At 62.2% G+C, this 14,034-nt stretch carries 15 protein-coding genes; 1 reads left to right on the top strand and 14 read right to left on the bottom strand.

From position 1 onward, the window contains the following. Positions 1 to 1,488 (bottom strand): type I restriction-modification system subunit M (locus tag ACYQ3M_RS09390; RefSeq protein ID WP_460035821.1); only part of this gene is annotated, 1,488 nt, incomplete at its 3' end. Positions 1,489 to 1,563: 75 nt separating this feature from the next. Between ACYQ3M_RS09390 and ACYQ3M_RS09385 the strand changes: the two genes are divergently transcribed. Beyond that, complete coding sequence (locus ACYQ3M_RS09385) at positions 1,564 to 2,214, top strand: dienelactone hydrolase family protein (protein WP_460035820.1); 651 nt, start codon at positions 1,564 to 1,566, stop codon at positions 2,212 to 2,214. Here ACYQ3M_RS09385 and lon read toward each other — a convergent pair. Genes lon through ACYQ3M_RS09320 form a run of 13 tightly spaced genes read right to left on the bottom strand, consistent with a single transcriptional unit; the run spans position 2,190 to position 13,998 of the window. After that, complete coding sequence (gene lon, locus ACYQ3M_RS09380; RefSeq protein WP_460035819.1) at positions 2,190 to 4,592, bottom strand: endopeptidase La; 2,403 nt, start codon at positions 4,590 to 4,592, stop codon at positions 2,190 to 2,192. The two genes, ACYQ3M_RS09385 and lon, sit on opposite strands and share 25 nt — an antisense overlap. Positions 4,593 to 4,610: 18 nt before the next feature. After that, positions 4,611 to 5,018: an Hsp20/alpha crystallin family protein gene (locus tag ACYQ3M_RS09375; protein ID WP_460035818.1), complete on the bottom strand. Its 408-nt coding sequence runs from the start codon at positions 5,016 to 5,018 to the stop codon at positions 4,611 to 4,613. Positions 5,019 to 5,029: 11 nt separating this feature from the next. Next, positions 5,030 to 6,010 carry an alpha/beta hydrolase gene (locus ACYQ3M_RS09370; RefSeq protein ID WP_460035817.1) on the bottom strand — a complete coding sequence of 327 codons (981 nt, stop codon included), beginning with the start codon at positions 6,008 to 6,010 and terminating at the stop codon, positions 5,030 to 5,032. Beyond that, positions 5,986 to 6,582 carry an IMPACT family protein gene (locus tag ACYQ3M_RS09365; protein ID WP_460035816.1) on the bottom strand — a complete coding sequence of 199 codons (597 nt, stop codon included), beginning with the start codon at positions 6,580 to 6,582 and terminating at the stop codon, positions 5,986 to 5,988. Before ACYQ3M_RS09365 ends, ACYQ3M_RS09370 begins: the two co-directional genes overlap by 25 nt. Then, positions 6,579 to 7,913, bottom strand: a complete 1,335-nt coding sequence (locus ACYQ3M_RS09360; RefSeq protein ID WP_460035815.1) for a nicotinate phosphoribosyltransferase — start codon at positions 7,911 to 7,913, stop codon at positions 6,579 to 6,581. The genes ACYQ3M_RS09365 and ACYQ3M_RS09360 overlap by 4 nt, the downstream gene beginning before the upstream one ends. Next, the gene (locus ACYQ3M_RS09355; RefSeq protein ID WP_460035814.1) at positions 7,910 to 8,488 is read right to left on the bottom strand and encodes a nicotinamidase; all 579 of its coding nucleotides are present in this window, start codon (positions 8,486 to 8,488) and stop codon (positions 7,910 to 7,912) included. Before ACYQ3M_RS09355 ends, ACYQ3M_RS09360 begins: the two co-directional genes overlap by 4 nt. Next, a complete protein-coding gene (gene ccmI / locus ACYQ3M_RS09350; protein ID WP_460035813.1) occupies positions 8,485 to 9,660 on the bottom strand; it encodes a c-type cytochrome biogenesis protein CcmI in 1,176 nt (391 codons plus the stop codon). Before ccmI ends, ACYQ3M_RS09355 begins: the two co-directional genes overlap by 4 nt. Beyond that, a complete protein-coding gene (locus ACYQ3M_RS09345; RefSeq protein WP_460035812.1) occupies positions 9,657 to 10,100 on the bottom strand; it encodes a cytochrome c-type biogenesis protein in 444 nt (147 codons plus the stop codon). The genes ccmI and ACYQ3M_RS09345 overlap by 4 nt, the downstream gene beginning before the upstream one ends. Next, positions 10,097 to 10,627, bottom strand: a complete 531-nt coding sequence (locus tag ACYQ3M_RS09340) for a DsbE family thiol:disulfide interchange protein (RefSeq protein ID WP_460035811.1) — start codon at positions 10,625 to 10,627, stop codon at positions 10,097 to 10,099. The genes ACYQ3M_RS09345 and ACYQ3M_RS09340 overlap by 4 nt, the downstream gene beginning before the upstream one ends. Beyond that, complete coding sequence (locus ACYQ3M_RS09335; RefSeq protein ID WP_460035810.1) at positions 10,627 to 12,600, bottom strand: heme lyase CcmF/NrfE family subunit; 1,974 nt, start codon at positions 12,598 to 12,600, stop codon at positions 10,627 to 10,629. Before ACYQ3M_RS09335 ends, ACYQ3M_RS09340 begins: the two co-directional genes overlap by 1 nt. Then, positions 12,597 to 13,061: a cytochrome c maturation protein CcmE gene (ccmE, locus tag ACYQ3M_RS09330; protein ID WP_460035809.1), complete on the bottom strand. Its 465-nt coding sequence runs from the start codon at positions 13,059 to 13,061 to the stop codon at positions 12,597 to 12,599. The genes ACYQ3M_RS09335 and ccmE overlap by 4 nt, the downstream gene beginning before the upstream one ends. Further along, a complete protein-coding gene (ccmD, locus tag ACYQ3M_RS09325; protein WP_460035808.1) occupies positions 13,058 to 13,225 on the bottom strand; it encodes a heme exporter protein CcmD in 168 nt (55 codons plus the stop codon). Before ccmD ends, ccmE begins: the two co-directional genes overlap by 4 nt. Beyond that, the gene (locus tag ACYQ3M_RS09320) at positions 13,222 to 13,998 is read right to left on the bottom strand and encodes a heme ABC transporter permease (RefSeq protein ID WP_460035807.1); all 777 of its coding nucleotides are present in this window, start codon (positions 13,996 to 13,998) and stop codon (positions 13,222 to 13,224) included. Before ACYQ3M_RS09320 ends, ccmD begins: the two co-directional genes overlap by 4 nt. Between the last annotated feature and the right edge of the window lie 36 nt (positions 13,999 to 14,034).

Below are 14,034 nucleotides of genomic sequence, written 5' to 3'. Positions count from 1 at the left end.
AAGCGGCAGTGTCTCCTCCTTCTGGTTGGCGCTAGGGGGGGGGGGGGGAGAGGGGTTGGGGTGGTGGGGGGTTTCCTCTGTGGGGGGGGGGGGGGGGGGGAGGGGCGCAGCCCCTTGGGGGAACATGGCGCCCCGTCCCCCTACAGCACCCCACGTGTGATAAACGCCGGCGATCGTCTCGATATGCTCCTCGGTCAGGTAGTTCTTGGGCCGCCCTTTGGCGAAGAGCGTGCTGGCGTTGATGAGCAGCATCTCCCCTGCATGGCGCTTGCGGCGGTTGATCACCAGGATCACCCCCGGCGCGGGGGTGTTGTAGAAGAGGTTCTCCGGCAGCAGGATCACCGCCTCGATGAGATCGGCTTCCACGAAGGCCTTGCGGATGTCGCGCTCGCGGTTGGAGCCTTGATTGCCGCTGCCGCGGCTGACCGCGCCGGTATCCAGCACCACCGCCATGCGGCCACCCTCCTTCAGGGAAGCCAGCATGTGCTGCAGCCAGCCCCAATCGGCGGAAGAAGAGGGCGGCGCGCCGTGACGGAAGCGCTCGAAGGGATCGTTCTCGTACAAGTCGGCCGCGAACTTCTGATTCCACATCGGGTTGGCGGTCACCAGGTCGAAGGTCTGCAGCCGCCCGCTTGCGTCGCGGAAGGCCGGCTGGCGCATGGTATCGCCGATGCGGATATCCGCCTCCAGGTCGTGGATGACGGCGTTCATGCGCGCCATGGCAAAGGTGGAGGGGTTGATCTCCTGGCCGTAGAGGTGCAGCGGGGCGTATTGGGCCGGCAAACGCAGATGGCCGTTCTCCCGCACGCCGTACTTTTCCAGCAGCCGCAGATGGCACTTGATCAGCAACCCGCCCGAACCGCAGGCCGGGTCATAGACCGTCATGCCCGGCTCCGGCTCCAGCAGGCGCGCCATGAGCACGCCGACCTCGCGCGGGGTGTAGAACTCGCCGGCGCTCTGCCCCTGTCCCTCGGCGAATTTGCGCAGCAGGTACTCATAGGCACGGCCGAGGATATCCGGCTCCACATCGTTCAGGCCGAGACGATGCCGCGAGAGCACCCCGATCAGCTCCGCCAGGTGTTTGTCCGAGATGATGCGCTGGCCGGCGGCGGTGGCGTTGAAATCCACCATGTCAATCACGCCGGAAAGGCGCGGATTTTCGCGGGCGACGGCGCGCACCGCGTCGGTCAGGAATTGACCCAGGTCCGCCCGCTGGCGACGGATGGATTCCCAGCGCGCCTCCTCTGGGATATAGAAACGCACCAGCGAGACCGGCCCCCGCGCCCGTTCCTGCTCCAGCAGGGTGTGCACCGTCTCCTCGCTGCCGAACTGGGCGGCCCGGCGCGCCAGTTCATCCTCGAACACATCCGAAAGGCGCTTGAGAAAGACCAGCGGCAGGATGTAATCCTTGAATTTGGGGGCGTCCAGCGGGCCGCGGATCACGCACGCCGCGTCCCACAGCCAGGTTTCGAGGGTTTGGATGTCCATACGACTTTGACTGGGTTGGGTTATGGGTTAAGATCAAACGGTTCGTAAATTGTAAAGCGGCAGGCGAAGTCGAAGGTGCAAGAAGTAATAGTACAGACGCCCACCGTTGGGTTGCCGGGAGAGCTTACTTTCTCTGACGGCGCTAAAGGCTTAGTTTTATTTGCCCACGGCTCAGGCAGCAGCCGCTTCAGCCCGCGCAACCAGTTCGTGGCCAAGGCGCTTAACGCGCGCGGGCTGGCGACGCTGCTGTTCGATCTTTTGACTAAGGAGGAAAGCGCAATCGATGAGCAGACGGCCGAGTATCGCTTCGACATCGAGCTTTTGGCGGAACGCCTGATCGCGGCGGTGGACTGGGTGAATCGTCAGAGCCAGCTCAAAGCCCTGCCGATCGGGTTGTTCGGCGCCAGCACCGGGGCGGCAGCGGCCCTGATCGCCGCGGCGCGCCGGCCGGACTTGGTCAAAGCGGTGGTCTCGCGCGGCGGGCGGCCGGATCTGGCCGGCGAGGCGCTGGCGCACGTTCACGCACCGACCCTGCTCATCGTCGGCGGAGCCGATCCGGTGGTGCTCGAGCTCAACCGCGAGGCCGCCCGCAGGCTCAAAGCGCCGTGGCGCCTTGAAATCGTCGAAGGCGCAAGCCACCTGTTCGAGGAGCCAGGAAAGCTGGAACAGGTGGCGCAGTTGGCAGGCGATTGGTTCTGCCGCTACTTAGCGATCCCTTCCGCTTGAGCTTCTTCAGGCGAAGGCGTGGCTGCAGCCTTGAGCGCCTCTTCGATCGCTTGATCGACGTTTTCTAGCCACACAAAGCGCAGCTTCTCCCGCGCTTCCTGCGGGATTTCCTCCCACTCCTTTTGATTTCTGGCAGGAAGCATGACGGTGTGGATCCCAGCTTGCAGCGCCGCCAGGACTTTCTCTTTGATCCCGCCGACCGGAAGAACCAAGCCGCGCAGGGAAATCTCGCCGGTCATGGCCACGTCCGGACGCACCGGCTGGTCGGTGAGCAGCGACACCAGCGCGACGAAGATCGCCACTCCCGCGCTCGGGCCGTCTTTGGGGGTGGCGCCGGCTGGGACGTGGACGTGGATATCCGATTCGGCGAAGAGCTTTGGGTCTATCCCTAATTTGTCGCACCTGGCCTTGACCAAGGTCAGGGCGGCTTGAGCGCTTTCTTTCATCACGTCCCCTAAGTGGCCGGTCAGGATCAGCTTGCCGCTGCCCGGGGTGCGGGTGGCTTCGATGAACAGGATGTCGCCGCCCACCGGCGTCCAGGCAAGGCCTGTGGCCACGCCGGGGAGGCTGGTGCGCATCGCGCCTTCGCTCTCAAAGCGCGGAGGACCTAAGATTTTGCGCACGTCCTCCACGTCCAGGGAGAGTTTCTCCGCCTGGCCTTCGGCGATCTGCACTGCCGCCCAGCGGAACACCGCCCCGATCTCGCGCTCCAAGTTGCGCACCCCCGCCTCGCGGGTGTACCGGCGGACGATGGTAAGTAAAGCGGCGTCGGAGATCCGGCACTGGTCTTCGCTCAAACCGCACGCTTTAAGCTGGCGCTCGACCAGATAACGGCGCGCGATCTGGAGCTTTTCGGTTTCGGTGTAGCCGGGGATGTCGATGATCTCCATCCGGTCGCGCAAGGGGCCGGGGATGGTATCCAAGACGTTGGCGGTGCCGATGAACATCACTTTGCTCAGGTCGAACGCCACCCCCAGGTAGTTGTCGACGAAATGGGCGTTTTGCTCCGGGTCTAAGACTTCGAGCAAGGCGGCGGCCGGATCGCCGTGAAACGCTCCCACTCCGAGCTTGTCGATCTCGTCCAGCATCATTACGCAGTTTTTGGCGCCGGCCTTGCGAATCGCCTGGATGATCTTGCCGGGCATGGCGCCGATGTAAGTGCGCCGGTGCCCGCGGATCTCGGCTTCGTCGTGCAGGCCGCCTAAGGCCACGCGCACGAACTTGCGCCCAGTGGCTTTGGCGATGGATTGACCTAAGGAGGTCTTGCCCACCCCGGGCGGGCCGACGAAACACAGAATCGGCCCTTTGCCGGTGGGATTGAGCTTGCGCACCGCGAGGTACTCTAAAATCCGGCGTTTGACCTTGTCCAGATCGTAGTGGTCTTCGTCCAAGATCTTGCGCGCCTCGGCGATGTCCAGCTTTTCTTCGGTCTCCTTGGCCCAGGGAAGTTCCACCAGCCATTCCAGATAGGTGCGCAGCATGCTGTATTCGGCCTGGGATTCAGGCATCCGCTCCAGGCGCTTGAGCTCTTTCAGGGCATGCTGCTTGACCTCTTCGCTCATGCCGGCTCCGTCTATGGCTTTGCGCAGCTCCTCGATTTCCTCGATGCGCTCCTCGCCCTCGCCCAGCTCTTTTTGGATCGTCTTGAGCTGCTCGCGCAGCAAAAACTCGCGCTGGCGCTCGTCCATGCTCTTTTTGGTCCGTTCGCTGATCTCCTTGGACAGGCGCAGTACTTCGAGCCGGTGGATGAGATAGTCGATAAGCCGGTCGAGGCGCGCGTTCACCTCGATGGTTTCTAGGAGTTTTTGTTTTTCCTCCGGCGGGATGTCGATAAAGGCCGCGATCATGTCCGCAAGCGTCGCCGGCGAGGAGATCTGCTGCACCGCGTTGACCAGCTCCGAAGGCGCCTGCGGCATCAGCTCCAACAGTTCGCCGATGAGTTTTTTCAGTTCCAACACCCGGGCTTCGGTCTCGGCGCTTACCGTTTCTTGCTCCGGGATCGGCTCGATGCGCGCGACTAGGAAAGGGTAGCCTTCGAGGTATTGAGCGACGCGGAAGCGCTGTTCTCCTTGGCACACGATGTGGTGGGTGCCGTCTGGTCCGGTCACGTAGCGCAAGATGGTGGCGGTGGTGCCAACGGTGTAAAGATCGCTGGGCATCGGGTGGTCTATGCTCGGGTCCTTTTGTAGGATCAACCCCACCGGTTGCTCGGCTTTAAGGGCCTGCTGGGCGGCGGCGATGGAGCGGTCCCGGCCGATGCTCAAGGGAATGATCACGCCCGGAAACAGGACGACGTTGCGGACCGGGATGATCGGGATGGCGTTTTGCGGCAATTCCACGAGATTCGGGTCGGTGGTTTGATTTTGGGTTTCAGTCATAGCGTTAGCAACTTTGGTTTAGGTTCGTTTGCGCAAGCGCAGCTCCAGGCAGCCGCACCGGTGTCTGGATTCGAGCAACTCGTACCGCCCGGGCGGTAGATGGATGCGGCGCTCGAAGCGGCCGTAAGGGATTTCCAGACGGTGGATCTGGGTCGTGCCGGGCGTCAGCGGCGGCGGCCGGTCGCCTGCGATTCGGAGCATTCCGCCCTCGAGCGTGACTTCCACGTGCTCCGGAGCGACCCCTGGGACCACGGCGGTGATCTTAAGGCCTTCGAGGCCTTCGACGATGTCTATGGGAGGCTCCCACACCGGCAGGCGGCTGCGCGAGCGTTGGATGGCAAACAACAGCCGGCTCATGCGCTCAGCGCGCTCGAGCATTTCGAGGGCCTGAAGCCACATCCTTTCGAGCGGATCGGGGTAGTGCATGGGTCTTTCTCTTAGTTTAATTGCGTATCCTGCCGACTGGCCTCGGCGCGGCGGTCGGCGCCGGACGGCAGAGGCAGGTTAGGATCGGTAATCCAAGTCAAAATATCGCGCCAGTACTGCTTTGCATGCAAGTCCCGCAGCAACAGATGATAACCCTGTTCGTACCAGACCGGCTTCACTGCGGCGGAATCGGCAAGCCGTAAGAAACGGCGGGTGGGATCGGGCGGTATGACCTGATCCTTGGCGCCGTATAAATACAAGGTCGGAAGATGCAGCTTGGGCGCTGCCTCCATCGCCTGATCCATCAGGTCGGCCAGTCCGGCGAGGGCATCGATCCGGGTTGCCTTGATGACCAGAGGGTCGCGACTCAAGGCGCGCAGCATTTCCAGGTTGTCCGACGCCAGGATGCCCAGCCCGTCGCCGCTCAGCTTGACCCAGGGCACCAGGCGGCTCGCCAGCCACAGGAGACTGCGCTGATACCAAGGCATCAGCTGCCGCGCCCACACCGCCGGCGCGGCCAGAATCAAACCGTCGGCGTACAGGGCAAGGCCTTGAGTGGCGGCAACGATGGCCACCGCCCCGCCCATGCTCTCGCCCAGAACGTACAACGGGGTTTGAGGATAACGCCGATAGATCTGTTCGGCAAGCTCGATGAGATCGCCAACGTAGGCCGTCGTTCCCGCCCACCTGCCGCGTTCTGAGTCGGCGCCGAATCCCCGCTGATCGTAGGCATATACCGCGATCCCTTGGGCCTTAAAGTATCTGGCCGGCTGCTCGATAAAGCGGCTGTAGTCGTTGAAACCGTGCACGGCCAGAATCACCGCGCGCGGCTTGTGCTCAGGCAGCCAGGCGCGCAAGGGCAGGCGGTGGCCATCGGAGGCGATGAAAGCCTCCCCGGCGATTTCGGGCGCGCGCTCGGGTAAGGCCGAGCGGGTGCTGCTGCAGGCGACCAAGAGGAAAAGCGCCGCTAAGGACCAAGGGACAAATCGCATCGGTAAGCTTTGAGCAATTGTTTTGCCGCCTCGACCTTGGCCTCGGGGAGGCGCACGGTGGCTTTCACGCGCGGCCCGTATTCGACGGTCACCAGGCTTGCCTCTAAGGCGGTTAGGCGTTGGTTTAAAAGGTGAAAGCCGGCGTAATCGACGTTTACCTCCAAAGTTTGATAAACGATATGCGGCTTGAGTTTGGCGCTTTCAAGCACTTGCTGCGCCGCCTGCCCGTAAGCGCGGGCCAGTCCTCCGGCGCCGAGCTTGATGCCGCCGAAATAGCGCACCACCGCAAGGCAAGCGTTGATCACCTGCTTGCCCTGCAGGTGCTTGAGAATCGGTCGGCCGGCGGTGCCGGAGGGTTCGCCGGCGTCGTATCCGCGCTCGCGCAAGCCTTCCGGGGTGAGGATGCGGAAGGCGTAGGTGATGTGAGTCGCCTGCGGATGCTCGCCTGCCAGCCGCTCAAGCAAAGCGGACAAGGCGCTTAAGTCCGGACAAGGGCTTAAGCTCGCGACAAAGCGCGAGCGTTTGATTAAATATTCGCTTGTTACCCGATCCTCGACAGTAAACTGGCTCACGCTAACCCGAATCTGCGGTCGGTTTCGGCGGTCAAGCGGGTAAGCGCGGGGGAGATTTCTACCGGGTAAGGGGCGGCCGTTTCTAAAGTTTTGAGCGCTTCCGGGAGCGCCTTGAGCTGGGCGGCGCAGCGCGCGCGGATCGCCGCCAGCGGCTCGGGTTGGGAAATGCGCCTGCCCGCCCGCATGACCGGAAGGAGCTGAGGCTCGCCATTCAAAAGGTCGTCGGAGGTGGTCAGAACATCCTTTAGAAAGGTGCCGTCCGGGTTCAGAGAGCGATACACCTGCTTGCGTCCCGGCCAAGTCTGTTTGCCGGCAGAGATCTTGCGCCGGGGGATGCCGGCGTATTCCTGGAGCTTGTAGGCGCTGTTGAGGTAAGGGGCGTCGCTGGAGGTGGTGAGCTTGGTGCCCACGCCGAAACCGTCGATAGGGGCGCGGCGATCCAGGAGGCGCTGTAAGGAATATTCATCCAGGTCGCCGCTGGCGAAGAGGCCGATCCCCGTAAGTCCCGCCGCATTCAGCTTTTCGCGCACGTAGCGGGCCTGCTCTTCCAGGTCCCCGCTGTCGAGGCGCACCGCCTTGATCTGGATGCCTTCTTTGGCAAGCTGCCGGCTCAAGGCGATGACTTTGTCCACCGCTTTTAGGGTGTCGTAGGTATCGATCAACAAAACCACGTTGTGAGGCTGGGATCGGGCAAATTGCAAAAACGCGCTCGCTTCGTCGTCGTGGGCCATGATGTAGGAGTGGGCCATGGTGCCGAAGATCGGGATCCCAAAGCGCATCCCGGCCAAAACGTTGGAGGTGCCGGCAAAGCCGGCCAGGTAGGCGGCCCGGGCGGCGAGCAAACCGGCCTCAAAACCGTGCGCGCGGCGCAAGCCGAAATCCACCAGGAGTTTGCCAGGAGCGGCGAGTACGCAGCGCGCCGCCTTGGAGGCGATCAAGGTTTGAAATTGCAGCAGGTTGATCAGCCGGGTCTCCACCAGCTGCGCCTGGGGCAAGGGGGCGGTGACGCGCAGGATCGGTTCGTTGGGGAAAAACACCGTGCCCTCTGGCATCGCGTCCACATCCCCGGTGAATCGAAATTCCCGTAAGGTATGGAGAAATTCCTTGCGGAAAAAACCGCTGCTTTCTAGAAAAGCGATTTCGGCGTCGCTAAAGTGCAAGCTTTCCAAATAGTCGAGCGCCTGCTCGAGTCCGGCGGCGATTAAAAAATTGCGCCTTTCAGGCAGCTTGCGCACAAACAGTTCAAACACCGCCGTCTCTTCCATCCGCTCGTACCAGTACGCCTGGAGCATGGTGAGTTGATACAGGTCGGTGAGGAGGGCGGAGTTCATGCCAAGTCCGACAGGGTGATGAAATGCGCCCCTTGGCGCCGCATCTCGTCTAAGGCGCGTTGTTCGTCGCCAGGGTGGGCGTTGACGGCGCGTATTGCATCGATCAGTAAAAAGACCGCAAAGCCTGATTTTAAGGCGTCCTTGACGGTATTGAGCACGCAGTAGTCGGTCGCCAGCCCTCCGACGAACAGGCGCTTTATGCCTTGCTGCTTGAGAAGGTCTTTAAGATCGGTGCCGTCAAAACCAGAATAGGCTTCGCGCTCGGGCTCGGTCGCTTTGGAGACGATCTGTACGCCTTCCGGCAGCTTGAGTTCCGGCGCAAACTCCGCTCCCCAAGTGCCGGCGATGCAGTGCGGCGGCCACGGTCCACCCTGGGGGCGGAACGAGCAGTGGTTGGGCGGATGCCAGTCGCGGGTGGCAAAGACGGGCAACGCCTTGGCGGCAAAGCGCTCGATGTAAGCGTTGAGGACTGGGACGACCTGGTCTCCGCCGGGAACGGCCAAAGCGCCGCCCGGCAGAAAATCGTTTTGCACGTCGACGAGGATCAAGGCATCGGTTGCATGCAGCTCGATCATGAACGCACCCGGTCGATAACGACGGTAGGAAGCGTATCTTTACCGATCGAAATCGCCTCTGTCCACCCCTCCAAATCCCCAGGCGCCCCTTGGGCGTTGCCGGATTTAGCCACCCGCGCTCCCAGGACGATGCGTTTGAACTTGGACAGCTTAAGCTGCGGCAACATCGCCATGGTGTCGTCCAGAGTGACCGTCAAGGGGAGGTCTTTGACCTGTTTGCGAACGATGGCCAAAGGCATGGGCGGACCCTCGGCGGCGCGGGCGAAAATGTACACCGGATCCTCGGGGCGGGCTTGGGAGGCCAAATTGGGCGAAAGCTGGACTTTGACCTGGATGTGCGCTGCGGTCTGAACGGGAGGCTCGATCGTAAGCCCCGCTTTGGCCAGCCAGGCGCGCAGTTGGTTTGCCGCCTCGCTGTCCGGAGGGAGCTGCGCGAGCAGCGTTTGCCAGGCTTTAAGCGCCTGGGCGCGGTCGCCGCGGTGGAGCGCCGCCAGGCCGGACAGCCACAAGGCGTAAGGGTGATCGGGAGCGGCTTTGAGGATCTCTTGCAGCAGCGCGGTCGGTTTGCCGCGGAAGTCCCCGCCTTGCAGTTGCGCCAGCAGCTCGGCGTAGCGGGCTTTCAGATCCAGGTCATCGGGGGCTAGGGCGAGCGCTTGTTCGTAGGCGGCTTTGGCCTGTTCGGGTTGGTTTAGCGCCTGATAGCTGCGCGCCAACAGCAGCCAGCCATCCAGGTCGTTGGGATGGTCCTGCAGGCGGGCTTTGAGTCGCTCCACCCCCGCCTCCAGAGAATCGGGAAGCGCTTTGGGTTGGGCGCCGAGCAAGTCGGGGCGCCCGAGGCCAAAGTACAGCGCCAGAGCGATCAGAGGGAGCACCCCCAGAGCGGCGACGACCGCACTCAGGCCTTTAAAACCTGCATTGTAGTCCGCCGAGTTGGGGGAGGGGAGGTCGAGCAGCTCCCGCTCGAGCTCGACGATTAGCGCATCAAACTGGGTCGGGGAAATTTTGCCTTCTTTAAGTTCGCGCTCCCATTCCAACCGGCGCCTTCGGTGAACGTCCAGGTTGGCGAGAAGCTGCGCCTTTTCATCGACCTGGAGAGGGCGGCGCAGGCTCCAGCCGAACAAAGCGTAAATCAAGAGCATAAGGCCTGCGGCGAGCAGCCAAAAGAGCGTCATGGCTCGTCTTGCCAGAGAGAGTTTAAGCGGCGGCGCTCCTCCTCGCTCAAGGGGGCAGGCGAGGCGAGGCGGCGGCGGGTAAAGCGCCAAAAGGCGACCCCTCCTAAAGCCAAACCGGCAAATGGGCCAAACCACAAAAAAAACGTCGCCGGCTTGAGCGGCGGGCGATAGAGGACGAAGTCGCCGTAGCGGTCGACCAGAAAGTCAATGATCTCGCGGTCGCTCTTGCCGGCCAGCAGCAGGTTATAAACCTCGCCGCGCAGGTCTTCCGCCAGGTCGGCGTTGGAATCGGCCAGAGATTGGTTCTGGCAGACCAGGCAGCGCAGCTCCTCGATCAGGCGTAGATACCGCGCTTCCAGTTCAGGGTTGGGAAACTGGCGCACTTCGATCCCAAACGCCTGGAAGGCCAAGAGTAAGGCCAAAAGCGAAACGAGTCTCACGGTTGTTTCTCCAAGTAACGCACCAGGGGGGCGAGTTTCTGCTCCCAATCTTCGGGTGTGAGGACGCCGATGTGTTTGTAGCGGATGACGCCGTGCTTGTCGATCACAAAAGTCTCCGGCACCCCGTACACCCCCCAGTCGATCGCCACCTTGCCGTCGGCGTCGAAAGCGTTGTCCTGGTAAGGATTGCCTGCTTGTTCCAGAACCGCCAAAGCCGCGTTCCGGTCGTCTTTGTAATTGAGCCCTACGATGGCGACTTCGCCGCGGCGCGCCAGCTCCAAAAGCCACGGGTGTTCCTGACGGCAGGCTACGCACCAAGAAGCCCAGACGTTGAACAAGGTGACTCGGCCCTGGAAAATCCGGTCGGAGAGGGTCTGGCTCGGATCGTCCAGCCGCGGCAGCTCAAAGCTTGGAGCCGGCTTGCCGATCAAGGGCGAGGGCACCTCGCGCGGATTGAGGGTAAGCCCAATACCCAAGAGGATGAGCAGCGCGCTCAAGAGAGCGAAAGGCAAGAGGTACTTGAGCATCATCCCACCGATGCGGGAACGGAGTCGGAAGCCAGTACTTCTTGGCGGTGCGCGGCGATCCGGTAGCGGCGGTCGGCGGCGGCTAAAAAGCCGCCCAGAGCGATCAACAGCCCGCCGAGCCAAATCCAGCGGATCGCGGGTTTGACGTACAAGCGCACGCTCCAGGCATCGCCTTCCAGCGCCTCCCCCAGCGCCACGTACAGATCGCGGCGCAGGCCCCAGTCTATGGCGGCTTCGGTCATGACGTTGCGCTGGATCCGATAGAACCTTTTTTCCGGGGTGAGCACCGCGACTTGCTTGCCTTGCCGCTGCACCTCAAACACTCCCTGCTCGGCTTGGTAATTGGGGCCGGGAACCTCGCGCAGGCCCTTGAAGATAAAGGTGTAGCCGGCAAGCTGCACGGATTCGCCAGGTTTAAGGCGCACGGTCTTCTCGACGCTGTAATGATTGGAGAGCACCACCCCGATCAAGAAAACCCCAAGCCCCAGATGAGCCAAGGTCATGCCGTAAAACCCGCGCGGTTGCTTGAAGCCGGAAAATCCGCGGCGCTTGCGCACTCTCTCCCCCAGCGGCAAAAGGGAGGTGGTCAGGAGCCAAAAGGCCCCGCTCAGACCGGCTAGGGTCTTAAGATGCTTAAGGTCAAAAAAGATCAGGCCTAGCAAAACCGCAGCGAGGGGGCTGGTTAAGAGAAGCCAGCGCACCTGGCGCCACAGACGCGGGAATTCTCCGCATCGCCAAGCGACTAGCGGGCCGATTCCGGCGAGGACGAAGATCGGTGCGACCAGCGGGGTAAAGACGCGGCTAAAGTAAGGGGGGCCTACCGAGATCTTGCCCAAGCCCAAGGCGTCGAGCACCAAGGGATACAGGGTGCCGAGCAGGACGGAGGCGCAGGCGACTGCCAACAAGACGTTGTTGAGCAGCAGCAGGGATTCTTTGGAAAAGAGGTGGAAATGAGCGTGATCTTTTACCTTGGGGGCGCGCAGAGCGTACAGGAGCAGCGAGGCGCCGATCACCAGCCCCAAGAACCCCAGGATGAACAGGCCGCGTTCGGGATCGTTGGCAAAAGCGTGGACCGAAACCAACACCCCGGAACGGACCAGGAAAGTGCCGAGCAGGCTCAAGGAAAAACCAAAGATCGCCAGCAGCACCGTCCAAGCCTTGAAGGCGCCGCGTTTTTCCGTCACCGCCAACGAGTGGATCAGCGCGGTGGCGATCAACCAGGGCATGAACGAGGCGTTCTCCACCGGGTCCCAGAACCACCAACCGCCCCAGCCCAGTTCGTAATAGGCCCACCAGGATCCTAAGGTGATACCTACGGTCAGAAACGCCCAGGCGACCAGCGTCCAAGGGCGCGACCAGCGCGCCCACGCTGCGTCTAGCGAACCAGAAAGCAGCGCGGCGATGCCTAAGCTAAACGGGACGGCCATGCCCACGTAACCCATGTACAGCATCGGCGGATGGAGCGCGAGGCCCACGTCTTGCAGCAAGGGATTGAGGTCCTGCCCGTCTACAGGCGCCGGGACGAGTCGTTGAAAAGGATTGGAAGTGAACAGGATAAACAGCAAGATCCCCAGGCTAATCAGGCCGAGCACCCCGAGTACCCGGGCCAAAAAGGGCTCGGCGAGGCCGCGGTTGAGGAAACTCACCGCCGCCGTCCACAGCCCCAGGATCAGCGCCCAAAGCAGCATCGACCCTTCGTGCGCGCTCCAGACCGCGCTGATCCGGTAAAACAGCGGCAGGGCCGAATTGGAGTGTTCGGCGACGTAGAGCAAGGAAAAGTCGTTGCCTACGAACCCTCCCACCAAACTGCCAAAAGCCACCGCCAGCAGCAGGCACTGGGCGCGCGCGGCAGGGCGCCCCACGGCCATCCACAGCGGCCATCCTAACGATGCCCCGGCCAAGGGGAAGAATCCTTGCACCGCGGCCATCAGTAGGGCCAGGATCAAAGCCAATTGACCGATTTCTGCCGTCATCGGCTTGCCTTTAGGAAATCGTCCACCGGCGGCAGCTGGCCGTTTGCTTTGAGCGCTTCGGCGACCTCCGGCGGCATGTAGTTTTCGTCGTGCTTGGCGAGCACTTGCTCGGCTCGGAATATTCCATCGGGGGCCAATTGGCCGATGGCGATGATTCCCTGGCCTTCCCGGAATAGGTCGGGCAAGATGCCCTCGTAGAACACCGTCACTTTGGCGGCACCGTCGGTAAGAACAAAGCGCACCGCCAAACTGTTAGGGTCGCGCTGGACGCTGCCCTTTTCCACCAGCCCACCGACGCGGAAGGTGTATCCGTCCGGGATCTCGCCCGCCTGGATTTGGGAAGGGGTGTAAAAATACAAGAGGTTCTTTTGAAACGCGGTTAAGGCGAGAAAGGCGGCGGCGCTCACGCCAACCACGATAGCGCCGACGAGCATCATGCGCCGTCTACGAGGAGTCATCAAAGCAAGTCCTCCTGCCGATAAAGCCGCTTCAGATTGCGCAGAATTTGCCGCCGCTTGCGCTGCGCGGCGATCAGGTTCCAAATCAACACCAGTGCGACCAGGCCGTAGGCGCTCCACACGTACGCGCCGTAGCCGCCCATGGCGAAGAATTCCGACCCGCTCATGAGGCTGCCTCCTTGCGGTTTGAAACCAAAGAGCCCTGCAAGTTCCCGAGCACCTCCTGCACCCAGCGGCTGCGCCGCTCGCGCCAGATAAGCTCGGCCCGGGCGCGCATCAAGAGGACGGTGAAAAAGTACAGCTGAAACGCCAAAGCCATCAGCAACAGCGGCCACAGCATGCTGGGGTGGATGGCGGGTTGGCCGAGGCGGGTGACGGTCGGGCCCTGGTGCAGAGTGTTCCACCATTCCACCGAATAGTGGATGATGGGAATGTTGACGCTGCCGACGATGGCTAAAATCGCCCCGGCGCGGGACGCGGTGCGCGGGTCTTCGATGGCGCCGGTCAAGGCGATGTAGCCTAGGTACAAAAACAATAAGATCAGCTCGGAAGTGAGGCGCGCGTCCCAGACCCAATACGTCCCCCACATGGGTTTGCCCCAGATCGCGCCGGTGGCTAAGGCCACAAAGGTAAACCAGGCCCCAAGGGGAGCCGAGCTCGTGGCTAAAACCTCGGCCAGCTTGACGTTCCAGATTAGCCCAATTCCCCCGGCGACGGCCAGGAACACGTAGATGAACAATGACATCCACGCGGCCGGGACGTGAACGTAGATGATCCTATAGGCTTCTCCCTGCTGGTAATCGGGCGGGGCGACCCACAGCCCCAAGTACAAACCGGCGAGCAGCAACGCCAAAGTCGCACCGCCCAGCCAGGGAATCCAGGCGCCGGTGATGCGGTAGAAGTGTTTAGGCGAAGCCAGTTGGTGCAGGAACGTCCACATAGGCTTTAAGTTGAATTTGAGCAAGCCATAATAGCA

The sequence above is a fragment of the Methylothermus subterraneus genome, from assembly GCF_054656915.1.
The sequence above is the reverse complement of the archived record's forward strand: the minus strand, read 5'-3'. Positions and strand labels throughout refer to the sequence as shown.